This is a genomic window from Pedobacter petrophilus (assembly GCF_009674725.1).
Taxonomy (GTDB): domain Bacteria; phylum Bacteroidota; class Bacteroidia; order Sphingobacteriales; family Sphingobacteriaceae; genus Pedobacter; species Pedobacter petrophilus.
In genome coordinates this window covers 38334-60804 of the sequence record NZ_WKKH01000011.1, presented here as the reverse complement: position 1 = coordinate 60804, position 22471 = coordinate 38334, and the positions used below count along the sequence as shown (strand labels likewise).

The following is a 22471-nucleotide window of genomic DNA, read 5'->3' as shown; positions in this document are numbered from 1 at the left end:
AATTATTTTACAAAAAAAGCTTTGTTAGCCCTCGCCCATTCTTCTAAAGATGTCATTTTCACTGGCAATTTTTTCAGCACTTCATTCATATCAGGATTAAATTTAGGAGGATATGCTGTAGCCTTTTGCAAGCCATCATAGAATGATGCAACAGCCGCAGCGGCCGCTTCGCCTACAAATGGAGCTAAAATGGCTTCAAATTCTTTGGCAGGTTGTGGATAATAAACGATTTCTTCACCAGCACCTTTAGAAAACTGCTCTGCCAATGCGTTACCCTTCAGGTTTTCTAAACCACTCACCTGAAAAGTATCAGCCTTCAGATCTGAATGGTAAATGGCCTCCACCACAAATGCGCTGACATCTCTGGAGGCAATCCAGCCGATTGGCATTGCTTCAGGAGTTGGATAGGCCAATTTCTTTTCGTTCGAAATAAAGGGCGCACAAAAACCACCCATCATATTTTCCATGTAAATGGTCGGTTCAATAATTACATATTCCAGTCCGCTATTAACCAGGTAATCTCTAACATCTAATTTAAGATCTTCGGTAGGAACACCAATTTTTTGATCAGGAAGCCAGCCACTTGTATTCCAAACTAACTTTTTAACCCCATTTACTTTAGCAGCATCAATTACATTTTTTGCAAATACAACACCATCAAAAGGATTGGGCAAAGAAACCGGAATCATAAAGGCAATCGCATCTATTCCCTTAGTAATGGCTAACATGCTGGCTGCGTCGCTCATATCCCCCAGAACAGGTGTTGCTCCGGCTTCCTTTAATTTTTCAAAACTAGTTTCAGTACTTGTTGCAGCAATTACTTCTGCCCCTTTTTTATTTGCTTCTGCGATTACATTAAATTGTTGTGAGCCCGTGGCTCCAAATACTAAGACTCTCATTTTATTACAATTTTAGATTTAAACTTGCACGAAGTTGAGCATTAACTTACCTTTACACAAGTACTTACCCGCCAGTAGGGTACTTACTTTTTGGTTAGATTAATTGAATATCAATGACAAAAAAAGTAAAAGAAATTATTCCTTGTGATGATAGTTGTCCGGTAAAAGCAACTTTGAAAATTCTTGGAGGCAAATGGACGCTATTGATTTTATTCCAGATTAATGATGATGTGATGAGATACGGCGAACTGAAAAGAGCCATTCCGGAAATTAGTGAGAAAATGCTGATCCAGGAGTTAAATATGCTGGTTGAAAAGAAACTGGTCAGTAAAAAGGCTTATCCGGAAATTCCGCCTAGGGTAGAATATAGACTGACTGATCTTGGACTGAAAACTTTGCCGATTATAGCAACGTTCGTCGAATTTGGTCAGGAAAACCTGGTCTGAGCCTGCTATCTTTTCCCCATTAAAATCACCCCGTTGAGTTGCTGGCACAACGGGATGATTTAATATTCAAAAGATTACAATGGTCCTTGATAAACTTAACCTGATTAATTTGGTTTATACCTTTTTTGCCCCCTCCTCTTCAACCGTAACAAGGCGCCGGTAACCGAGAGAAAACCCGGGGTGAGCCCGAAGATTACATAAATCCACTTTAAAAAATCACCGGCAAAAGCACCTGCATGAAGCTGATAAGCCATGTACTCCAATTTTTCTTCGAGCCCTTGCTCATCAATTACGGTATAACGTTTAATTGCTCCGGTACCCGCATCAAAAGCAATGCTACTGGCTTTTCCCTGAAGCAATATATTAGTGCTTTGCGGCATTTCCCCCCTCACCAGGATATCTGCATCCTTTGTTGTAGGAATGTTCACGGCCACCGGTACAAAACCCGGAACGCTTTTGCAGGCGCGGCTCACCAGGCTATCGATGTTTGCAGGTACTTCATAGTTGGCCTGCTGTTTCGGAAGCACCCACATGGCCGGATTAAAATATTCCCTCAACATCCAAAAGCCTGTAAAAAAGAGGATGACGTTAAAAAGCAGTGCCCAAACGCCAACAATGCGGTGGAGGGAAGAAAGCCCGGTACTCCAGCTTTTAAGATTAAGACCTGCCTTAAAACGAAGGGCCTGCCAGAAATGCTTCCGATAAATCACAATTCCGGTAATTAACGACAATAGCATCACCAACCCTAAAACAGCGGTAATAAACATGCCGGGTATTCCCAATTGTAAACTGTAGTGTAAGGTGTAAAGCCAGCGGAGAAAGGAGGGCGCCATTTCCTGATAGCCCCCTTCCCTTAAAACTTTACCAGAATAAGGATCTACAAAAACAAAGTATAAATAGTTATCCGCAAGGTGTTGCTGCCGTTTATAAAGCATAAACTCATAACTATCATATTTATCTTTTGGAAAATCATGCAACACCAGCTTTCTAAGATTGGGGTGTGTCCACAGGATCATCCGATAGATTTTATCTGCAGATATTTTCCGCTTTGCAGGGATAAGGTTATGCAATTCCGGGTTGAAATAATGGTCGAGATCGTGCCGGAAAACAAGCAGAGAACCACTCAAGCCATACAAGATAAAAAATAAACCGGCTGTTAATCCCAGCCACCCGTGATACTTGAAAGATAATTTGGTTAAACGCTTTTTCCACTTCATCACCTTTTCAAATTAAAATTTATAGCCCACGTTTAACCTAAATTCACGTGGCGGGTAAGGAACATACGCGTAAGTACCAACTGTTGCTGCCGATGGGGTAATCCAGGCACTGCCGTAATTAAACCGGTTTAAGATATTATTTACCATTCCGTTTACAGTGAACCGGGCATTAGACCAGCCAATTCCACCATCTACCCGAAAAACAGGCGCAAGCGCCAGTTGCTGCAACTCATAACGGCCGTTTCTTCCAACCTGGAGCTGATAGCCAGCTGATACCGAGATGCCCTTTATTCCGGCAAACGGGAAAATATAGTTCAGCCAGGCATTTTGAATATGTTTAACGCGGAAAGGTGTAGCCAATCCTACCCTCGCGGCATTTGCCTCTTCTGAAATATGGCTATCCGTATAAGCATAATTAATTAGCGTATTCAGGCCTTTTACAATTTCCCCTTTCAGATCAAACTCAATACCGCTGGAAAGCGTTTGCCCTAACTGCGTCTGGATATTGGTAGAGGGATCGCTTACCTTTACATGATCACGGATAATCCTGTAAACCGAAATGGTGGTATTCCATTTTCCTTCCATCCAGTCTTTCTTCAACCCGGCCTCCAGGTTTTCACCCCTTAGCGGCTTAAATGCCTCGCCATTGGTGGTATTGATTCCGCTTTGCGGGGTAAAGGTTTGATCGAAAAGCGTATAAACAGAAAGGTCGGGAGTAAGGGAATAACTTATGCCCACTTTTGGGGTCAGAGCGGTGTTTTTAGTACTGCCTAAACTGGTTTTGGTTGCGCTTTTTTGTACGCCAGTCTCACTAAAGGTTAACCGGGCCGCCAATGTAACGCGTAATTTATTGCTGAACAAGGCGAGTTCATCCTGCACATAAGCAGCCTGGTAACTGATGGATTGCTGATCGGTGGCAATAGTTGATAAGTCTCCGTTGCGCACATTCGCATCAAAATTAATACCATATACAGGATGATAGGCATCAAGCGGGTAAAGGGCCTGGTTAGCCGTGGGATCACTCGAGCCTGAATAAGAAAGAAATTTCTTACGGTTGAGATCTATTCCACCTAAAAACTGGTGATGAACAGCTCCTGTATTAAATTCGCCGTTGATGTAGGGCTGAATAGCCAGGGCATCTGTATTTAAACGTTCGTATGTTGCCCTGCGCATGATCAAATCGGGCTGGGCCGCATTGTACCTGGAAACAAAGAAATAAGTCCCTTCTAAATGATCCCGGGCATAAGCCGCATTTACGGTGAGGTGCCAGTTCTGATTAAAAGCGTTATGGTAACTTAAAAAGCCATTGTGCTCAATGGATTTAAATGGAGCCTTATTGGGATCATTTATCGTAAAATCTGCCGGCAGACTGGCAAACCCACCGGGCGCAAATACCGTAGAAAAATACTGCTGAAAGCGTTGCGTCTGGTAAAGGTATTCTGCAGAGATATCGGAATGATCATTGATATTGTATTTAATTACCGGATCTACCACAAGCTTATCATTAAAGTTATACTGCTGGAAGGATTTGCTCTTTTGCCCGGCGGCATTGATCCGGTATTGCCATTTACCATGCTGATCGAGGTTGCCATCTAAATCTGCCGTAACCCGGTATAGGTTAAAGCTGCCTGTGGTAAAACTGATCTGATTGGTATTGCTTCCCATCGGCTGTTTGGTGAGGATATTATAAGAACCAGCCGGATCAAAAAGACCGTTAATGTAACTGGATGGACCTTTAATAAATTCTACGCGGCTGATGATGGCGGCATCTTCCGGACTAGGCCCGGCATAAATCATCGAAAGATCCAGTCCGTTTCGCATGGGCGTAATCTGTGCGCCACGCATAAAAACCGAAGAATTATACAAGTCTGCATTGTTGTTTCGAATGGTTCCACTCACGTTGCGGGTTACACTCTCATTTACGTTTATCGCCTGCTGATCTGCAATCAGGCTTTGATCAATCTCCTGAATGTTTTGCGGCAACTGAAGCAACGGCGTATTTAATTTTAAAGTGGCAGAAGACTTGTTCAGATTATACCTGCGGTAATAGCGGGAATTAATTTTTACCTCGTTCAGTATTTTGGCCGAAGTATCTCTTGGTGTTTTAACCGAATCCTGATCTTTCTTCACCCGCTTCTGGGCAGAAACTGCCGCAACAATGGTGAGTAAGAAAAGCACTGTTAATAATATATTTTTCATTTAAATTCTTTTTTATGGCGGAAGAGTATAGATTTAAAAAAGCAGCATCTTTCCGTTCTGAGCGGATAGCTGCCAACTCATTTCCTGATGTTTTTAATTATTTTGTTTAAGGCAAAGAACTGCCTGCCCTTAGTGTTTATGGTGATCTTGTTTAGTGGTGTCTGCTAACGCTTTTACATTAAACTTTTTAAGGAAGACACCAGATTCTTTCAAAGCTTCCTGATATTGGGCATCGAGCTTTTTTATCTTAATCATCTCATCCTTAAAATACTTAACGGCTTCAGAGTTACTTTTGCCTTCAATGTCTGGCTGGAAACGCTGCATCCAATCCAGCATGTTTTGATCTGCTTTGGTGAGTTTGCCAATCAGTACGGAAATCTCATTCCGGCGACTTAAGGTATCGTTCAGGATTGGCTGATCAAGCTGAATCTTCGAAAGATCCTTCAGCATCATGCGGTACTTTTCCGCCTGCTCACCATCTGCCATTACCTTGTTATGGATATCGATTACTTCCTGACGCACCTCTTTATAATTCCGTTCGCTTTTACAGCTCAAAAAAACTGACGCACCGATCAGGATCATTAAAAAAGTCCTGAAATATTTTATGATGAAATTCATCCTGTTTATAAAGCTTAAATTCAATAAAAAAATTCTGTAATAGATCTATATGCCCGCCTGGATAGCTTATAACAAAGTCACATCCAGCAAAATACCTGCCTTGTTAATTTTATTAATTAACCACAGCTATACAGGATGAACACAGATAAAAACGATGTTAATATCGGTTACTCAATATCTCGGGTCGCTTAACACCTCGTTATCAGATCAAATTAAAATAGCAGGCAAAAACGCAACAATTGAGGTTAAAGAAATAGCGATATGGCATTGAAAAATATTCCATACCATTACAATACGCTCAAATCAATAGCGCATTAATTGTAAGTTAAGCCTGTAGAAACGATGGCTTAGGCGGTTGAAAAATGGTGAAGGCACGATGAACGGTGTGTAGTACGGGCCGTTGCGGATAGATGGTTTTGAGCACTGGTCTGCGAAAAGTGAAGGATGATGCGGCAGATGGGATTGCTTCCATGTGATGCATCCGTTGGTTTTCTCGCTCTTGTTTTTTCTCCTTCTCTTCTGCCAGTTTTAATTTCTTCATCAGGAAACATTTGCCATTGCAATGCATCCACGGACGGCTTTTGTTCTCGCAAAGTTTTTCAGAGATATACTTCTGGTTAAGTTCGAAACCAGCGTAAATGAAAAAACGCGAAAAATTCGAGCCGATTAGTGCAAACAATAAAGATATGGCAATTAACCTGTTCAACATTTCGCATCAAAGCTAAGCATTCCAAGTTTTAAAAAAATTATATCTGCAAATATTTAATTATTTAGACCATAATGAAAAAACAGATATGATTATACAAAAGAAAACCCCCAGTTAAGGGGGTTTAATGAGACTGACCAGAATTTTATCCTGCCCTTTGCAAGGCTGTCCAGATTATTATCCTGTCTCAAATGCTGATACAAATATAAATATTATTTATATACATTATTACAAAAATGTGCACAAAATGTTTTACATTTTTTTTTTCAAACCATCATAAATATTAATAATAATCTATTAAAAGTTAACGTGTACATTCACTGACTAATAACAACTTAGTCTTTTCTAAACGCATCAATGTAGAAGTTTCATCAGGATGAAGTATCAGTTGGTACTGCCCGTCACTCAATTTGAAACCACTAATTTTCATAGCAGTTTTTAGCGTAACTTCGAACTTGTTTAGCCCAAGGTAATGGTATTCAACAACAATATTTAATGGTAATTCGCCCTCAACTTCTTTGGTCAAAACAATTCTCTCTGGTCTTGGCACAACGTCAAAATTAACGAAAGAAAAAGTTTTGTTTTTTATCGAATAATAAAATAAATGTTTTCCTGCTTCAACAAGCAATGCTTTAACAGTATCACTATCAATTCCATCACGTTTACCTTCTTGATCACCGTGTTGTTGCCTGTCAAAATAATGTTTATCGAAATAAATATCAATTTCAATATGTTCGGCAGTAGTAGAAATTTTCTTTGCGTTTTCTGAACTTTTGTTTTTTACGAATGCTTCAACATCTACTACCACTTCTCCGACCTTGGCGGAATAGTCAATTCTTTTACGTTTGTTTTTACTTTGCACGCTATCATTTAGTCTATAACAAAGATAAGTATAACTTTTAAAACCTTTAATCGTATAAACTTAAAGTTAACAGGAAGTTACTGACATTATTGACGGAAATATTAAGTTTTCTTTCAGTACATAAATGCTTACTTGTGAAATATTCATTTAGCTTTTTTTATTGTAAATTCGCTAATGCTTCCTCAAAAAGGTTTACCGGTAATTGGCATACTTTATATCTGCAATAAAATATTCCACTAACCAATACCGGATGGTTACCTTACTTTTCTAAAGCTTTTTGAAAAAGCACTATTGATGGATGAGATAGATCTCTGATTTATATAAATAAGGAAGCAATCACGAGCAGTAATGGAATGATCATCACTGCGGCACCCAGCTTCAAAAAAGTCCACCCGCTTACGGTCAGGTTCTCCCTTCGGAGTGCAACCAGCCAGAGAATGGATGCTAAAGATCCGGTGAGGGAAAGGTTGGGACCAAGATCAATACCAATAAGAATGGCACGCCTGATCATTTCCGGTGGATTCGAAATTAAGATGATATTACCTGCGGTGAGTCCAGCTGGCAGGTTATTCATCAGATTACAGGCAAATGCTGTTAAAATTCCACTTACCCATGTTGTTCCTGTCAAATTCCCCTGTGCAGCGCTGGTTAAAGCCGTTGCAATAGTGGCCGTAAGTCCGGTTTTACCAATTGCTTCTACAATGATAAATAAACTTGCTACCAGGGGCAGCACCTGCCAGGAAACACCCCTTGCCATATTCACAGGGTTGCTCTTCGTTCCTAAAAAGACCACCAATACGGTGGCTAAACCCGCCAGAAAAGTGGGCATGCCCAGTGAAATGTGCCACGCGGAAGCAACAAGCAATATAACCGCAGATAATAAAATACCCAGGAAAGCGAATCTCCCACCCTTAGACAGCAAAGGAATACGGATTTCCGTTTGAATTTGCTGAACCAGTGCTTTGCGCTGCATGATAAAAAGTACGATGAATGTAGCCACGATAGAGACCAGAGCAGGAATTAAAAAACTGGCCAGCCATCCTGATAAGTCTGGCAAATGATCACCGTATATCACCAGGTTTGCAGGGTTGGAGATCGGAAGTACAAAAGAAGCGGCATTGGCAATAAATGCGCAGATAAACAGGTAAGGCATCGGGTTTTTAACTTTCCCTACCTTCATTGCAGCAATAACCGCGGGCGTAAGTACAACGGCGGTGGCATCGTTCGATAAAAATATCGTAACAACCGTACCCACCAGGTAAATGAGAAAAAACAGCCTGATTGCAGATCCCTGAGCCAGTCGGGTGGCATGTGCGGCCAGCCAGTCGAACATTCACTCTATCCTCGCTGTTTCTGCCAGTAACATCATCCCAATTAGAAAGAGATACACATCAATACCCCTGGTAACGCCGGCAAATCCTTCAGAAAGTTTCAACAAGCCTGTAAACAGGAGAATAACTGCACCTGCACCAGCCCAGAAATGTTCCGAAATGTTAAAAGGTCTGAAAATAACGCCTGCAATTGCAAGAATGGAAATGGACAGGATCAGGGCTGTAGTCATTGATTTAATTATATTTTAATCCCGTTAAAGAGTATCTTAACTAGGCATTGGGCAGGGCAACTTTTTCTTTTTCAGCGAAATGTCCTGACTGTTTGATGGTTTCGGGCATTAACCTCCAAAAAACAACAAATGCCACTAATGCTATCGCCGAAAGGATGAGCATGCCAAAGTTAAAACCTGCATTTTTCACTATAAACCCGCTGGTTACATTGCTTAACGAGGCACCAATTCCAACAGAGGTGGCCATCATCCCCTGTGCAAAGTTTTCCTTGCCCGATCCCCTGAAGATATCGGCAACCATCAATATGGCCACTATGCTAAATATCCCTCCGGCAATTCCATCAAGCACCTGGATACTCACCAGGTATGGTGCACCTTTGGCCAGGGTATATAATATCCCGCGGATTGGCAACATTAAAAATGCAATAATCATGAGCTTTCTTCTGCCGTTTCTTGCCCACTTATCACTCATAAAAGCAATCGGAACCATTACAGCCTGGGCAAGTACAATACAAGCCGACATATATAACGACGCATTGCTGCCCTCATCTTTGCCCAGCTCCTGGCCTACCAAAGGCAGCATGGCCGCATTTGCAAAATGAAAAAGAATGGCAGAAACCAGCAACACCACATAGCCTTTATTCTTTAACATTTCTCCAATGCTGGTCTGGCTTCTATTTTCATCGGGTTGCTCATCGGTACTAACGTGAGAAATATCCTTTTCTTTTATCGACAGGGTAAATATAATGCTCATGAAGCAGAAAATGGCCAGTCCGTAAAAGATTCCCTCATTGTGTGTAAACTTGCCTAAAAGACCAATGATAATGGCCGAAGCCACATTCCCGGCATGGTTAAAGGTTTGGTTACGGCTAATGGTCTGATCAAATTGTTTCGAGCCGCCAATTCCCATAGCCAGTGCAATTAATACCGGGCCAAAAAATGCTGCAGCCACGCCAATGGCAATCTGACAGGCAATGACTGCATAAAAATTGGGGAAGAATAACATGCAAAACCCAGCCAGGCAGATGGTGATTGTAACCACTATAATGCCCAGTCTTTTCTTATCACTTACATCACATAGCCAACCTGCCGGAGATTGGGCAATTACCGTGGCAAGACTCATTGCGCCTATAGCAATCCCGATCTGTGAAGGATTCCATTTTAAGTTGGCCGCAAGGTATACTGCCAAAAACGGACCCAGCCCCGTCGCCACATCAGCTGCTGAAAAATTAAGCCAGTTCAGAAAATTCAGGCTTCTTTTTTTTGTCGCACTTTTTCTTTCCATATGTCATAGCAGTGATTGATTTGCCAGATGCTAAACCAAACAAGGGTTGAAATGTTTATGATGGTCTGCTGATATGAAGAAAAATTAATTTCCTGTTCATTCCGGCATATTTGGCGATGGTACTTTTGACGTATAAAAAACAAAGACATGAAAAAACGCAATAAAAAAGCCTGGTTAACGGCCATATTGTTAACAGGAGCTATCGTCATCCAGGCACAGGAATTACCAAAACCAGAGCCAGCTATCGGCGGGCCGGAAAAACAATTAAAAGAGGAACCACGTCCGCCACGCGGAGAAGCGCCAGGGCCAGATATAGGAAGACCGGAAGAGCAACAGCTGATTAAACTTGCTGATATTAATGGAACGGTCATCCGGCCCGTTGCAAACGATCGTTTTGAATATAATGGTCTTTTAATCAAAACTGCTACAGGTGAGGTAACGGTGATGTTCCCGCCGCATTCGGGCGAACAAATTCTGTCTATAGCAAAAAACGGCAAAATGGTTTCCATCAGGGGCGAAGCATTTACTGATCCAAAAGGGATGAAGGCTTTCCGAATGGCAAGCCTATCAACTAGCGGGAAGACAACGATTTCTGATCGCCCGCCATTGGCCCCTCCGCTTGCCGAAAACCCTTTAGAAAAAAGCTTCAGCGCTGGCATTAAAGCGTTAAATTACGGACCAGAAAATAACGTTATTGGTTTTACCCTTACATCTGGTGAACGCGTGAGTATTGCGCCGCATATCGCACAGCAGCTCTCCAGCCAGTTAAAGGCAAATGAAAAAGTGACCGTAACCGGAATAGAAGAGCCGAAAAGGGCTGGCGTTGTGTACAGCCAAAATACAACATTTATTAAAGCGAGAACGTTAAGACTAAACGGTCAAACCTATTTAATAAGATAACCTGCTGATGCCACATGAGGTAAAAACATGTGGCATTGTTTAAATTATAGCAAATGAAAATACTGCTCATTGAAGACGAAATTAAGCTGGCTGGTTATATTAAACTGGCCCTGGATCAGGCTGGATACATTATCGATCATGAATCTGATGGTGTCCTTGGTCTTCAAACGGCTATGGTTAACCAATATGATTTGATTTTACTGGATCTGATGCTTCCTTCTCAAAATGGTTTAGATATCCTGACTAATTTAAGGGCATTTGATAATCATGTTCCGGTAATGATCATCAGCGCACTCGGAAGTACCGCCCAGGTGATTAAAAGTTTAGATGCAGGCGCTAACGATTACCTGAAGAAACCTTTTGAAATAGAAGAACTTTTGGCCAGGGTACGGGTACTGCAACGCCAGCACACGCCTAAAAATCTGTCAAAAGTTAAGGTTGCAGATTTGGAAATCGACTTATTGAGCAGAACGGTAAAGCGGGGCGACAAATCTATTTCCCTGAGCAACCGTGAATTTTTACTACTCGAAATGCTGATGCTTAATCCCGATCAGGTCATTACCAAAGTACAAATTTTGGATAAGGTGTGGAATATGAGTTTTGATCCGGGTAGCAATGTGATCGAAGTACACCTTTACCAGGTGAGAAAGAAAATTAATGATGGCTTTACCCATCAGCATATTCAAACAGTGATTAACCGGGGCTACATCCTTAAAACCATAAACTAAACCGCATGAACAGTTATTTCTACAGGGGCCTGCGGTTTAGAATGACGGCATTATTCAGTCTGATTTTTATGGTCATTAACCTCGCATTCGGAAGGATTATCTATCAATATTTTAAAAATAACTATGTAGAAAATTACAATAAATACTTGTACAGCCGCGGACAATCCATTTTAGATAAAACCGAAATTAATCCTGATATCATCGCCCTGCCTGATTCGGGTGAATCTATCCGGGTGTTTTACCACAATAATGAAGACCAGCCGGTAAAGGTATTTCAATCTCCCGGAACCATTTCCAGGTTAGCCGTCCCCTATCGAACCAGCCTTGTAGATAGCCTGGGAGAATATGGCGTGTATTTGAAAAAAGAAGATTATGATGGCCGGCCGGTTGAACTTCTGCTTACTGTTTCTGATGCTCCCCTGAAGCATAAGCTAAACCAATTTTCGCATTTGATGATTGGCATTACCGCCGTGAGTTTGGTGCTTAGTGCCCTGTTTGCTTTTCTGGCTTCGATCTGGCTGATGAACCCTATTCGCTTTATCGCCCGCCAGGCAGAAGGCATCAATACAGACCGCCTGGGAGAAAGGATTAAATATGTTAAAACCCACGATGAACTGCAGCAGCTGGCACAAACCATAAATGATATGATTGGCAGGATAGAACAGGAGCAACAGGCACGCAACGTTTTTTTCGCCGCTGCCTCTCATGAATTGCAGACACCACTGGCCAATTTGCGTGCGGAAACGGAGCTGGAACTGATGGGTAGAACATCGAAGGCAGACCAGGAACTGTTAAGTAGCCAGCTTGCAGAAATCAGCCGCTTGCAGGCCATTGTGGAACAGTTTTTATTAATCAGTGAATTTAATAACAGCGGCATCGCCTTGCGTAAAAGCACGGTAGATCTTTCTGATCAGCTCCTCAGGGTTTTCTCCAGAAACATCAGACAAATTCAATCCAGGAACATTAAACACCATATTCAGTTTAGCGAGCAGCTAAACTCTTTTGACTGCCATGTTGATGGCGATAAAATGGAGATGGTATGGCAAAATTTATTGCAAAATGCCTTAAAATATTCGCCTGCAGGAGGTTCATTATTTTGCTCGGTTACAACAGCCGAAAACAGGATAACCATTTCATTTGAAAATAGTATTTCCCAGGATCAGATACCACTTACCGGATTGGGAATCCCTTTTAAAAAGGGTGCAACGGTAACTTCCGGTTCAGGCCTCGGCCTCTGGCTTTGTACCATCATAGTACAGGCACATCAAGGAGAGATTCAACTGGAAAGTAAAAATCATTTTTTTAAGGTGAGCGTATCATTACCCCATTAATCAAAAGTATTTATAGCAATTTTTCTTCACTATCGCCATTCAAATCATGATATTTGGCTGCTCATCAGATCCGGCAGACTTCTGGATCCGGAAAAGTAGTTGCAGCTGCAATTTTGTAGTTTCAGAAATAATCTATTATTTAGACGAATCATTCACGTAAGGATTTGACCCTTTCCTGGCGTGGTCTATTTCCTTCAGCTTTGATCACTATTTAAAATTTAAGAACAGATGCGTAATGGCATCGACTAATTAATATCCTTTATGACCGACCTAGATCCGACCGACATTGAGATTTTAAAAATCTTACAGAAAGATGCCAGTTTAACGCATAAGCAGATTTCTGATCAGATTTATAAATCGGTAGCTACCATTCATGAACGAATAAGAAAACTGAAAAAGCTTGGGTATATTAAACGAACGGTGGCTATTCTGGACCGGAAAAAAATCGACCGGAACCTGATTGCTTTTAGCCAGGTATTGCTGAATGATCATACAGCAGAAACCCTAAAAACATTTGAAGATGAAGTGATTAGATTCCCTGAAGTAATGGAATGCTTTCAAATGACAGGCTCCTTCGATTTTGTGCTTCGCATCGCCACAAAAGACATTGATGCCTACCACGATTTTTACCGCAATAAACTGGCTACTCTCCCTAATATTACCACCGTACAAAGTTTCTTCGTGTTATCAGAAACCAAAAGCGATACCGCCTATCCATTGTAAAACATTCAATTGATTAGCAGCAGGCGTTCGAGGTCATCGAATTCGGCAGCATCTACGCCTAACCCTCCGTAAATTTCCCTAAAGATCATCGCTTCCTAAATAATAGCTACTAAAATCACTCAGTTTTTAGACGATTATTGTTTTTTGGAACAGAAAAAACAGGTATTTCCGAATATTTTATGGAATTCTGCGCCACGCTTGCATGCGTGAGCAATTGCGACAGATATTTGAAGAGATTTTTTTAAATATACATGCAAAACATTACCTATCTTGATAATGCAGCCACTACTGCTGTAGACCCGGCCGTTGTAGACGCCATGATTCCCTACCTTACCGGATATTTTGGGAATCCATCGTCAAATTATTCCATCGGTAGGTTAACCAAAACGGCCATAGAATCAGCGCGTAAAAATGTTGCCGGTTTACTCGGTGTTAAAGCCACCAGCATTTATTTTACCAGTGGCGGTACCGAGAGCAACAACACCGCTATTGCCACGGCAGTTACGGCAATGGGCTGTAAGCATATGATCACTTCGCCCATTGAGCACCATGCGGTTTTAAATACAGTAGCCTACCATTGCAGGCAAAACGGTGTCACTTCTTCGTACGTTGCCTTGGGCGAATATGGCAAAGTTGATCTGCAAGACCTGGAGCGCCAACTCAAAGAAAAAGCAGCACAGGGCATAAAGTGCCTGGTGAGCCTGATGCATGCCAATAATGAAATCGGCACTTTGCTTGATTTAAAATCCGTGGGTGAGTTATGCAAAACTTATGGTGCCATTTTCCATTCTGATGGAGTACAAACCATCGGCCATTACCCGGTTAACCTGAGCGATTATCACCTTCATTTCGCTTCGGCTTCCGGCCATAAATTCCACGGACCGAAAGGAACGGGCATTCTTTACGTTGCAGAAGGAACAAAAGCCACTCCTTTGATTCATGGTGGCGGACAAGAAAGAAGGCTGCGCGCAGGAACAGAAAACGTTCATGGCATTGTTGGTTTTGCTAAAGCACTGGAACTGGCGATGGATACTTTTGCCACAGACCAGCCTTATATCCAATCCCTTAACAGGCGTTTGCGCGCCGGGTTACTAAAACACTCACCAGCATTTACCTTTAATAATGCAGAAGACGGGCTATACACGGTGCTTAGCGTCAACTTTCCGGAGGGTATTCATCCAGATTTTCTGCTGTCCTATTTAGATCAGGCCGGTATTTGCGTTTCGGGCGGCAGTGCCTGTAGCAGTGGCGACGATCTGGGGAGCCATGTTATTCAGGCCATTGGCAAGAAAGGATCTGGTGCCACCGTCAGGTTTTCCTTCAGCAAGCTCACTACAGAAAAAGACATAGATTTCGCATTGGAAACCATTGGCCGGTTCCTTCAATCGCACTATAAACGCTGATGAACAGCTGTTGAACGCATTTAGGTTCAGCCCATAAAAAACCGGCGTAATAAACGCCGTTAAAGTTTTAGTTTAGTTAATGAAGACCTGGGCAAGCTGGATGGCTTGCCCTACTTTTTGAAGTCTTAAATCCATCACAACTCCATTATTTTTTGAAGTTTAATGGTCGTTACGCCAGGTGGCAACATTTTAGGGGCTTTAGCGAGTTTTTCAGCAAGCAGTTGAGTAGGTAATGGCTTAAATTTATTAAAAAGCCCGATCGCATTAAACCAACCAATTACCCTTACCCCTATTTTTTCGGCCAGCCGATCAGAACCCTCACGAAGCAAAAGTCCAGGTTTAAAGATTACATATTGCTTAAAGTGAAGTGCGTGGATCAATTCTTCCAATTGTCCTTTCATTCTGGAATAAAACAGCTTACTCGTGGCGGCCGCATCAGCAGAAGAGACCAGCACAAAAGCATTTACCCCATTTGCTTTGGCTATCCTGGCAAATGCTGCGGGGATATCAAAATCTATTTTCCATTGGTTTTCCTTCGATCCGGCAGCTTTTAAGGTGGTACCCAAACAAGAAAAGGCAACATCGCCCGCAATCAGGTGTTTATGCTGCGCTAAATTGGAAAGGTCAATCACATGCTCAGTGAGTTTTGCATCTTTCAGCCCGGTAGGCTTGCGGACAAAAACCACCACCGCCGTATATTCAGAATCTGTTAAGAGCTGCTGCACCAGGTGTTTTCCTGTTGAGCCTGTAGCGCCGATTATTAATGCTTTCATGTTAACGGGTGTAAAAGGAACGTTTATCTGTTAGTTGAACAAATAGATTCATTTTTTGATTAGCATCAGCACCTTTTCTTTTTTAGCAGCGGATTTAGCGGGTTTAAAATACCCGAAAAGATTGTCCTTTTCTTTTTTTTCGCGCTGTCCATGTGAACCAATAACCAGAAACTTCTACCGCATCAAATGCCTGCGAATTTAACCTCGTTGATGAATAATGATTACGGGCAATTGAAAATGCAGGGAAACTTCCGATTCTCGGAAACATTCTGATTGATAAATACGTTACTTCAGGAGGTCATCACCGCATATGGGATAGTAGGTTAAATATGCCGGCAATTGGCGAAATTTCAAATCAATCAACGTCTGCTCAAAAAAACATGTACAAAATCAGCGATCAACCTCAGGGTATTACGGAAATCGGCAACATCAACCTGGTGTTAAATCTTAAAACGAAGCAAATTATAGAGATCGATGAACGCTTGTTGCGCTTCCTTGGAAACCCGCAAACTTTGGATTTTGCTACTTTTCAACCGCTGATCCATGAACAGGATCTGGACATTGTACTGCTGGCTTATCAAAGGTTGCAAAAAGGAGAAATCATTGGAACGGTTAAGTTTCGCATCTTAGTAGCATCTGAAGTGGCCTGGATTGGATTAACACCTTTTTTATACCAGAAAGGGGAAGATTCGCTCTTGCTGGCGAACGCGATCATGATCACTGCTGAAGTGGAAAACCTGCAAACGGCCCTAAAATTTGCCAATAAAAAGAATTCCATCCTGCAAATGATCTCCCACGATCTCCGCGGACCACTCGGAATCGCGAATTCTATTATTTCCGTGCTCAATAAAGATGACCTTAGTCCGGAGAGCCTTCAGAAAACACAGGCCATTTCTGATATTATTGCACAAACAATCAAGCTGATTGAAGATCTGACCGCTAAAGAATTCCTCGAAACAGTAGATGCACCGCTGGTGATGCAAAGGCTGGATCTGGTGAAGAAAGTTAGCGAATATATAGAACAGTGTAAACGTTTTGAAGAGGTAAACGAGCGAACTTTTACCCTTACTTCTTCGGTTGAACAAATGATGATTTCGCTGGATGAAGGCAAGTTTATGCAGGTGATGAATAACCTGCTTACCAATGCGCTTAAATTTACACGCACCGACGGAAATATATCCATCTCCCTCGAAGAACGCGATGATGAGGTGATCATGGTTTTTAAAGACGACGGCATCGGCATTCCGGGGCAAATGCTCCCCTATATTTTCGACCGCTATACCATAGCCAAAAGAACGGGTTTACACGGTGAATCTACCACGGGACTGGGTTTGTTTATTGTAAAAGAAATTGTAAGCTGGCACAATGGTGAAATTGCCTGCGAAAGCCAGGAAGGCGTGGGAACTACTTTTACCATTAAACTAGCTAAATACGCACCAGATCATTAGCATTTTATCCTGCAAATCAAATTGATAGCGGCTTATCGTGTTTGGGGTAATGGTGTAAGATAGATTTATGAATTTAAAAGATCATAACTAAATCGTAGTTATCACCGCTCCGTCATGCTAAATTTATTTAATAACCTATTTCAGGGCGTAAAGATTTTAGATTTAAACAGCAGGAAACGTTGCTTTAGTTACCAGTTGGTTAGATGGTTTGTGCCCCGGTATAATAACGCAGGCGATAAAGATTGCTTCAGCCAATGAAAAACTGGCTTCGCAAAGGAAGAATTCACTAGTAGAAGGCCAAACGATTGTCACCCTGATTAAGGATCGAAGAAAAGGATAGTTTATCTACGTCTTAGTTACGAACGTTTCATCGTCATTTCGACCGAAGCGGAGAAATCTTTGAACGATACCAATACATTTACCAAACATTTACCCGTTACGCCGTGCTTCAATCTAAATGACAAATTCAGCGACATATATTAATTACGCATCACCGTGCCCGCTTTATCTGTATCAAAGTTTTAAAACGAAAAAGAGGCTGCACGAAATGGATTCAGATTGAAAGACATTACCAAACAGGCGGTGCGTAAAAATTCTGCAGGTTTTCACAGTCGTATCCAAACTTTGTTAATAGTGAAACCGCGTCACTGATTTTATCAAGACTTGAATCGATTCTCAGGATTTTATCCGAATCAGAAAGATCGACACTCCAGGTAGCTCCTGAAAGTAGTGTATTCAAATGCTGTGAAATATTATTCAATTCAACTCCTGATTGAATATTGGTTTTAAAGATCGAGATCATAATTGGGATGATTACAAATAAGTATTTTTTAAAATTTTCATTAATACCTAAAGAAGTAGACGACCTGAGTTTAAAATTACTTTAAAAAAACTAAAATAATTCATTAAACACTGATTAATAAGCAATTAAATTTAATATCTAAGCCTGTGTAGCGTTAAGAATGAAAAAACCGTTTAAGCAAAAAATTTAAACGATGAAATTTAATTTAACCTCAACTAAAGCATTTATCGGTCCGGTAGTCGTAATTACACTGATATTATTCCTCTTCTCCTGTAAAAAAGACCAGTTAATTGTAGACCAGGACAAAAATTACGTACAGGTAGATTTCAAATCCGATCAAAATAACCCGTTTCTAGGTGGCTGGGGATTGAAACTTAGTCCAGATGGAACCGCAGACGTCGTTCCCTCAGGCGATATCTATTATAGGGGAACCTACAAAATTAATGGGGAAACCATCACAGTGAAGACCGATCAGGAGACCTTCAAATTTGAAATCCTTTCAGAAACAGATATTAAAGAGAAGAAATACGGTACGCTGATGCGGTTATCTAAATAACAATCAATTTTTCACGAAGCATCTGCAAGAGATTAGACCTACTCCTACTATAACATCCAGGTATTATTAAATTATAATTATTCTTAACCCAGCGGGGACGGATTTTTTTACAGGTCTGCATCAATCGCTACTCCCCTTTATTTTAGGAAAGGTGCATGAAATGGCTTGCCAGTTTTATTACAGTGGCTTTAAACCTATTTTTATCCGGCACCATTGCTGCTATATTATTACCAATAATCCAGTTTTAAATAAGCCTGACGGATTCCACCAGAAATCAAACCGTTTCTCTACAGTAAAAATATTTTCAATAAAGATTAATTCTCGATTTAAAATTACATTTTTGCAAAAAATATTAATAAGTAAATGCAGAGTTATTCAGAATTTCTCGATCTAAGCGTTGGCTTTCCACAAGAAGGCTTTGATGTTATAGATGATGAATTATATTTTCAGGATTTAAACCTGATGGAAATGATCGAAACCTACGGTACTCCCCTACGTTTCACGTACTTACCAATGGTGAGTAAGAAGATTCAACAGGCGAAGATTCTTTTCCAGACTGCCATTTTAAAAAACAATTATCGTGGCGATTATAAATATTGCTACTGTACAAAAAGCTCGCACTTTCGCCATATCGTAGAAGAAGCGTTGAAGAATAACATCCACTTGGAAACTTCTTCTGCATTCGATATGCCAATGGTTGATGCCTTAGAGAAAAAAGGACATTTAACCAAGGACACCACCATCATTTGTAATGGCTTTAAAACTTACCAATACAAGCAATACATCATTGATATGTTGCATGATGGCTATAAAAACATCATTCCGGTTTTGGATAACAAAGAGGAATTTAACCTTTTTGATGATGAAGTTGATATTGATACGCCTTGCAATTTAGGAATCCGGATTGCAGCTGAAGAGCAGCCAGATTCACAATTCTATACTTCACGTTTAGGTGTGCGGATGGAAGATATCATCGATTTTTACAACAATAAAATTGTTCACAATCCGAATTTCCGCGTAAAATTATTACACTTTTTTATTAACTCCGGTATCACCGATTCACCATATTACTGGAATGAGTTAGAGAAATATGTAACGCTTTATTGCAAGTTCAAAAAAATAAATCCCGATTTAGATACCCTTGATATTGGTGGTGGAATGCCATTTAAAGACTCATTGGTTTTCGATTTTGATTACGAATACATGGTGAACGAAATTGTGAAAAGGATCAAAGAAATTTGCGCCATTCACGACGTAATGGAACCAGATATTATTACTGAATTTGGTAAATACACAGTAGCGGAGGCTTCGGGTATTCTTTATAAAGTTTTAGGCCGTAAACAACAAAATGACCGTGAGCGTTGGTTAATGCTAGATGGATCTTTCATCACAAACTTACCAGACGTTTGGGCTTTAAACCAGAAATACATCTTGTTACCAATCAACAATTGGGATGCTGAATACGAGCGTGTTAACTTAGGCGGTATAACCTGCGATGGTCAGGATTATTACAACCAGGAAGCGCATATGAATAGTGTATTTATGCCGAAAACGCGTAAAGTGCAGTATCTCGGGTTCTTTCATACAGGAGCTTATCAGGAAGTTTTGAGCGGTTATGGCGGTATTCACCATTGTCTGTTGCCTAGCCCGAAACATGTTTTAATTCGCAGAAACCGGGATGAAAGCTTCAATTTCGAAGTTTTTGGAGAAGAGCAGAATAGTAAGCAGGTACTGAAGATACTGGGATACTAATTTTTTACCGCAAAGGACACCAAGTTTTTCGCAAAGTGCGCCAGGTATATACCCTGGCGCTTTTTTTATGCCTTCCTAGCAGAATTAAGCTTTAGAATTTAGCGCAAAATTAAATCATCGGTAACTAAAACCAGAATACTCCCCAGCTTATATTTAATTATATTCCTAATATGGTTAAATAATTTGCCTGGCTTTTTCGTATATTTAATTTATGAAAGAACAGGAAAGTAACTTATTAAAGAGAATTACAATCATCCCTGGACTAATGGGCGGTAAACCAACAATTAGAGGTAATCGATTCACCGTAATTGATATCTTGGAATTATTGTCATCTGGAATGACGAAAGAAGAAATTTTGGAGGAGCATCCCATCCTCGAAAATGAAGATATAACAGCAGCATTGCTCTTCAGTGCTAAACAACTCAGGGATGATTACATATTTGAATGATTGGGAATTTTGGTTAGATGAAAACATATCACCAATAATAGCGAAGTGGCTAATGGATGAAGTCAAAATTAAATCCGTTTCCTTCCATACTTTAAAGTTAAATGCCACGCCTGATGAACTTATTTACAGCATTGCGCGAAAAAAAGATCATATTATTATTATTTCAAAAGATATTGATTTCCGCGAGCTAATAGCGTGGAAAGGAACTCCTCCAAAATTAATAGCCATTGAGTTTGGAAATTCCTCAAATAAGATATTTTGGGAAAGACTAAAATCCAAAATTCACGAAGCTATTTCACAATTAATTTATGGAGATTTAGATATATTTGACATAAAAAAATAATTATGCAATTTGGTAAAGTAGACGACCCATCCATTATAGATTACACCCTCCCCGCTGATGCTCCTGAAACGGCAGCGATTTTAGCAGCCAATAAATCCAAACAAGATTTTAAAGCTTATGTAGGTTGCGCGAAGTGGAACAAAGCCGATTTAAAAGGCTTCTATCCCAAAGGGACAAAGGACGAATTAACCTACTATTCTACCCAATTTAATTCTATAGAGCTTAATGCAACCTTTTATGGCATGCCATCAAGCGAACAAGTCATCACCTGGACGGAAAAAACACCTGCAGATTTTAAGTTTTTTCCGAAGCTGACCAATACGGTAAGTCATTTTAAGAGACTCATTAATGTAAAAGAACCTGTTGAGCAGTTTTGCGACGCCATCAGTAATTTTGAAGATAAATTGGGTATGGCTTTTCTTCAGTTGCATGATAACTTTAAGCCAAAAGATTTCGAAAGATTAAAAATTGTTGCCAACGAATTTCCTAAAGTAATTCCCCTAGGCGTTGAAGTAAGAAACCAGGAATGGTTCTCAAACTCGGCAATAGCAAGCGAATTTGCTACGCTATTTGAAGATAATGGCATCGCGAACATCATTGTAGATACTGCCGGCCGGAGAGACATGTTGCACATGCGCTTAACCACACCAACAGCTTTTGTAAGATTTGTGGGTGCAAACGTAGATGAAATTGATAAAAAACGTTTAGATGACTGGGTAAAAAGAATCGCAGAATGGAAAAAGCAAGGCCTCGAAAATCTCTACTTTTTTATTCATCAAAATGTAGAGCTATCATCGCCATTGTTCTCTGCTTACTTTACCGAAAAACTGAATAAAGCGCTTGGAACTGACTTAAAGATTCCGTTAATGGCAAATCAGGCATCTCCTTCTTTATTTTAAGAAATAATTAATCCTTGCAGGCTTCCAAAACCTGTAAGGAGTACTCATACCTACTTTCTCCCATAAACCGTTTCAGTTGCTTTGGCTTCTTCCCCTTCAGGCGATATATTGTAGGCGGTTAGTACAATTTCATTTTCATTAATGATTGCTAACGTCGTTCTCCACCCCCAAGGTTGATCGCCATATTCCGGACTTCCATAAGATCCTAAAATAGAAAACCCATTTGCGGTTGCTTCTCCACTCGAAAGCATAATCTGAGTACCCATGTGGAAGCTATCAACCCAGCTTGAAGTAAATTTTTGATAAGGGATATCGAAACCAATGATCATCTTTCCTTCAAAAGGCTTACCATCCAGACTCCCATGATAATCAAAGGAAATAAATCGATTGCCGAGAATAGATGAAATGACTGCTTTTGAAGGAGATTCGTCTGCAAGAACGTCTTTCTCAAACCACGTTTTTGTGATTCCTGACCAATTGCCAACTAAACTGTGAAGTTGATGATGAGCACCATCTGCTAAAGATTGCTCGAATTTGTGCTGTGCCATTCTCAAATTTAAATAATATTTCCT

25 protein-coding genes are annotated in these 22471 nt (G+C 40.7%); 12 read left to right on the top strand and 13 right to left on the bottom strand.

Going from position 1 to position 22471, the window contains the following annotated elements:
• Window positions 1–2: 2 nt before the first annotated feature.
• Window positions 3–899, bottom strand: a complete 897-nt coding sequence (locus GJU39_RS09300) for an SDR family oxidoreductase (RefSeq protein ID WP_154280517.1) — start codon at window positions 897–899, stop codon at window positions 3–5.
• A gap of 113 nt (window positions 900–1012) precedes the next feature.
• Between GJU39_RS09300 and GJU39_RS09295 the strand changes: the two genes are divergently transcribed.
• Entirely contained in the window at window positions 1013–1345 is a 333-nt protein-coding gene (locus GJU39_RS09295; protein ID WP_154280516.1) for a winged helix-turn-helix transcriptional regulator, read from the top strand.
• Window positions 1346–1449: 104 nt separating this feature from the next.
• On the opposite strand, the gene GJU39_RS09290 is transcribed toward GJU39_RS09295, so the two are convergent.
• The 8 genes from GJU39_RS09290 to GJU39_RS09260 all read right to left on the bottom strand — a co-directional run bounded on the left by GJU39_RS09290 (window position 1450) and on the right by GJU39_RS09260 (window position 9793).
• Window positions 1450–2562: a PepSY-associated TM helix domain-containing protein gene (locus tag GJU39_RS09290; protein ID WP_154280515.1), complete on the bottom strand. Its 1113-nt coding sequence runs from the start codon at window positions 2560–2562 to the stop codon at window positions 1450–1452.
• Between the two features lie 12 nt (window positions 2563–2574).
• Entirely contained in the window at window positions 2575–4761 is a 2187-nt protein-coding gene (locus GJU39_RS09285) for a TonB-dependent siderophore receptor (RefSeq protein ID WP_154280514.1), read from the bottom strand.
• Between the two features lie 129 nt (window positions 4762–4890).
• A complete protein-coding gene (locus tag GJU39_RS09280) occupies window positions 4891–5379 on the bottom strand; it encodes a hypothetical protein (RefSeq protein WP_154280513.1) in 489 nt (162 codons plus the stop codon).
• 325 nt (window positions 5380–5704) lie between these two features.
• Window positions 5705–6088, bottom strand: coding sequence for a hypothetical protein (locus tag GJU39_RS09275; protein WP_154280512.1), 384 nt, complete (start codon window positions 6086–6088; stop codon window positions 5705–5707).
• A gap of 301 nt (window positions 6089–6389) precedes the next feature.
• Window positions 6390–6947, bottom strand: coding sequence for a hypothetical protein (locus GJU39_RS09270; RefSeq protein ID WP_154280511.1), 558 nt, complete (start codon window positions 6945–6947; stop codon window positions 6390–6392).
• Between the two features lie 316 nt (window positions 6948–7263).
• Window positions 7264–8280, bottom strand: a complete 1017-nt coding sequence (locus GJU39_RS09265; protein ID WP_209437615.1) for an SLC13 family permease — start codon at window positions 8278–8280, stop codon at window positions 7264–7266.
• A complete protein-coding gene (locus GJU39_RS23555; RefSeq protein ID WP_209437614.1) occupies window positions 8281–8508 on the bottom strand; it encodes a hypothetical protein in 228 nt (75 codons plus the stop codon).
• Between the two features lie 40 nt (window positions 8509–8548).
• Complete coding sequence (locus GJU39_RS09260) at window positions 8549–9793, bottom strand: MFS transporter (RefSeq protein WP_154280510.1); 1245 nt, start codon at window positions 9791–9793, stop codon at window positions 8549–8551.
• A gap of 147 nt (window positions 9794–9940) precedes the next feature.
• Between GJU39_RS09260 and GJU39_RS09255 the strand changes: the two genes are divergently transcribed.
• The 5 genes from GJU39_RS09255 (at window position 9941) to GJU39_RS09235 (ending at window position 14878) form a co-directional block, all read left to right on the top strand.
• Entirely contained in the window at window positions 9941–10693 is a 753-nt protein-coding gene (locus GJU39_RS09255; RefSeq protein WP_154280509.1) for a hypothetical protein, read from the top strand.
• A gap of 53 nt (window positions 10694–10746) precedes the next feature.
• Window positions 10747–11421: a response regulator gene (locus GJU39_RS09250; RefSeq protein WP_154280508.1), complete on the top strand. Its 675-nt coding sequence runs from the start codon at window positions 10747–10749 to the stop codon at window positions 11419–11421.
• 5 nt (window positions 11422–11426) lie between these two features.
• Window positions 11427–12752 carry a sensor histidine kinase gene (locus GJU39_RS09245; protein WP_154280507.1) on the top strand — a complete coding sequence of 442 codons (1326 nt, stop codon included), beginning with the start codon at window positions 11427–11429 and terminating at the stop codon, window positions 12750–12752.
• A gap of 261 nt (window positions 12753–13013) precedes the next feature.
• Window positions 13014–13475, top strand: coding sequence for an Lrp/AsnC family transcriptional regulator (locus GJU39_RS09240; protein ID WP_154280506.1), 462 nt, complete (start codon window positions 13014–13016; stop codon window positions 13473–13475).
• A gap of 251 nt (window positions 13476–13726) precedes the next feature.
• The gene (locus tag GJU39_RS09235) at window positions 13727–14878 is read left to right on the top strand and encodes a cysteine desulfurase family protein (RefSeq protein WP_154280505.1); all 1152 of its coding nucleotides are present in this window, start codon (window positions 13727–13729) and stop codon (window positions 14876–14878) included.
• A gap of 134 nt (window positions 14879–15012) precedes the next feature.
• Here GJU39_RS09235 and GJU39_RS09230 read toward each other — a convergent pair whose 3' ends face one another.
• The gene (locus tag GJU39_RS09230; RefSeq protein WP_154280504.1) at window positions 15013–15651 is read right to left on the bottom strand and encodes an NAD(P)H-binding protein; all 639 of its coding nucleotides are present in this window, start codon (window positions 15649–15651) and stop codon (window positions 15013–15015) included.
• 103 nt (window positions 15652–15754) lie between these two features.
• Complete coding sequence (locus GJU39_RS09225) at window positions 15755–15919, bottom strand: hypothetical protein (RefSeq protein ID WP_154280503.1); 165 nt, start codon at window positions 15917–15919, stop codon at window positions 15755–15757.
• A 61-nt stretch (window positions 15920–15980) separates the two neighbouring features.
• On the opposite strand from GJU39_RS09225, the gene GJU39_RS09220 reads away from it, so the two are divergent.
• Entirely contained in the window at window positions 15981–17099 is a 1119-nt protein-coding gene (locus tag GJU39_RS09220) for a sensor histidine kinase (RefSeq protein WP_154280502.1), read from the top strand.
• Window positions 17100–17667: 568 nt separating this feature from the next.
• On the opposite strand, the gene GJU39_RS09215 is transcribed toward GJU39_RS09220, so the two are convergent.
• A complete protein-coding gene (locus tag GJU39_RS09215; protein ID WP_154280501.1) occupies window positions 17668–17901 on the bottom strand; it encodes a hypothetical protein in 234 nt (77 codons plus the stop codon).
• A 193-nt stretch (window positions 17902–18094) separates the two neighbouring features.
• On the opposite strand from GJU39_RS09215, the gene GJU39_RS09210 reads away from it, so the two are divergent.
• From GJU39_RS09210 to GJU39_RS09190, 5 genes are all read left to right on the top strand, one after another.
• Entirely contained in the window at window positions 18095–18457 is a 363-nt protein-coding gene (locus GJU39_RS09210) for a hypothetical protein (protein ID WP_154280500.1), read from the top strand.
• Window positions 18458–18820: 363 nt separating this feature from the next.
• Complete coding sequence (locus GJU39_RS09205; RefSeq protein WP_154280499.1) at window positions 18821–20209, top strand: arginine decarboxylase; 1389 nt, start codon at window positions 18821–18823, stop codon at window positions 20207–20209.
• 211 nt (window positions 20210–20420) lie between these two features.
• Window positions 20421–20657, top strand: coding sequence for a DUF433 domain-containing protein (locus GJU39_RS09200; RefSeq protein WP_154280498.1), 237 nt, complete (start codon window positions 20421–20423; stop codon window positions 20655–20657).
• Window positions 20638–21000 carry a DUF5615 family PIN-like protein gene (locus GJU39_RS09195; RefSeq protein WP_154280497.1) on the top strand — a complete coding sequence of 121 codons (363 nt, stop codon included), beginning with the start codon at window positions 20638–20640 and terminating at the stop codon, window positions 20998–21000. The genes GJU39_RS09200 and GJU39_RS09195 overlap by 20 nt, the downstream gene beginning before the upstream one ends.
• A gap of 2 nt (window positions 21001–21002) precedes the next feature.
• A complete protein-coding gene (locus GJU39_RS09190; RefSeq protein ID WP_154280496.1) occupies window positions 21003–21899 on the top strand; it encodes a DUF72 domain-containing protein in 897 nt (298 codons plus the stop codon).
• 50 nt (window positions 21900–21949) lie between these two features.
• Here the strand turns inward: GJU39_RS09190 and GJU39_RS09185 are convergent, their stop codons facing one another.
• Entirely contained in the window at window positions 21950–22447 is a 498-nt protein-coding gene (locus GJU39_RS09185) for a DUF1579 domain-containing protein (RefSeq protein ID WP_154280495.1), read from the bottom strand.
• Window positions 22448–22471: the final 24 nt, after the last annotated feature.

Bases quoted from the DNA above. Each gene is read 5' to 3' on its own strand.
- GJU39_RS09235 (WP_154280505.1), top strand. From the start codon at position 13,727: ATGCAAAACATTACCTATCTTGATAATGCAGCCACTACTGCTGTAGAC.
- GJU39_RS09280 (WP_154280513.1), bottom strand. From the start codon at position 5,379: ATGAATTTCATCATAAAATATTTCAGGACTTTTTTAATGATCCTGATC.
- GJU39_RS09250 (WP_154280508.1), top strand. From the start codon at position 10,747: ATGAAAATACTGCTCATTGAAGACGAAATTAAGCTGGCTGGTTATATT.
- GJU39_RS09240 (WP_154280506.1), top strand. From the start codon at position 13,014: ATGACCGACCTAGATCCGACCGACATTGAGATTTTAAAAATCTTACAG.
- GJU39_RS09225 (WP_154280503.1), bottom strand. From the start codon at position 15,919: ATGTTTCCGAGAATCGGAAGTTTCCCTGCATTTTCAATTGCCCGTAAT.
- GJU39_RS09185 (WP_154280495.1), bottom strand. From the start codon at position 22,447: ATGGCACAGCACAAATTCGAGCAATCTTTAGCAGATGGTGCTCATCAT.
- GJU39_RS23555 (WP_209437614.1), bottom strand. From the start codon at position 8,508: ATGACTACAGCCCTGATCCTGTCCATTTCCATTCTTGCAATTGCAGGC.
- GJU39_RS09300 (WP_154280517.1), bottom strand. From the start codon at position 899: ATGAGAGTCTTAGTATTTGGAGCCACGGGCTCACAACAATTTAATGTA.
- GJU39_RS09230 (WP_154280504.1), bottom strand. From the start codon at position 15,651: ATGAAAGCATTAATAATCGGCGCTACAGGCTCAACAGGAAAACACCTG.
- GJU39_RS09290 (WP_154280515.1), bottom strand. From the start codon at position 2,562: ATGAAGTGGAAAAAGCGTTTAACCAAATTATCTTTCAAGTATCACGGG.
- GJU39_RS09205 (WP_154280499.1), top strand. From the start codon at position 18,821: ATGCAGAGTTATTCAGAATTTCTCGATCTAAGCGTTGGCTTTCCACAA.
- GJU39_RS09190 (WP_154280496.1), top strand. From the start codon at position 21,003: ATGCAATTTGGTAAAGTAGACGACCCATCCATTATAGATTACACCCTC.
- GJU39_RS09295 (WP_154280516.1), top strand. From the start codon at position 1,013: ATGACAAAAAAAGTAAAAGAAATTATTCCTTGTGATGATAGTTGTCCG.
- GJU39_RS09255 (WP_154280509.1), top strand. From the start codon at position 9,941: ATGAAAAAACGCAATAAAAAAGCCTGGTTAACGGCCATATTGTTAACA.
- GJU39_RS09285 (WP_154280514.1), bottom strand. From the start codon at position 4,761: ATGAAAAATATATTATTAACAGTGCTTTTCTTACTCACCATTGTTGCG.
- GJU39_RS09220 (WP_154280502.1), top strand. From the start codon at position 15,981: ATGCCGGCAATTGGCGAAATTTCAAATCAATCAACGTCTGCTCAAAAA.
- GJU39_RS09210 (WP_154280500.1), top strand. From the start codon at position 18,095: ATGAAATTTAATTTAACCTCAACTAAAGCATTTATCGGTCCGGTAGTC.
- GJU39_RS09200 (WP_154280498.1), top strand. From the start codon at position 20,421: ATGAAAGAACAGGAAAGTAACTTATTAAAGAGAATTACAATCATCCCT.
- GJU39_RS09275 (WP_154280512.1), bottom strand. From the start codon at position 6,088: ATGTTGAACAGGTTAATTGCCATATCTTTATTGTTTGCACTAATCGGC.
- GJU39_RS09260 (WP_154280510.1), bottom strand. From the start codon at position 9,793: ATGGAAAGAAAAAGTGCGACAAAAAAAAGAAGCCTGAATTTTCTGAAC.
- GJU39_RS09245 (WP_154280507.1), top strand. From the start codon at position 11,427: ATGAACAGTTATTTCTACAGGGGCCTGCGGTTTAGAATGACGGCATTA.
- GJU39_RS09215 (WP_154280501.1), bottom strand. From the start codon at position 17,901: ATGATCTCGATCTTTAAAACCAATATTCAATCAGGAGTTGAATTGAAT.
- GJU39_RS09265 (WP_209437615.1), bottom strand. From the start codon at position 8,280: ATGTTCGACTGGCTGGCCGCACATGCCACCCGACTGGCTCAGGGATCT.
- GJU39_RS09195 (WP_154280497.1), top strand. From the start codon at position 20,638: ATGATTACATATTTGAATGATTGGGAATTTTGGTTAGATGAAAACATA.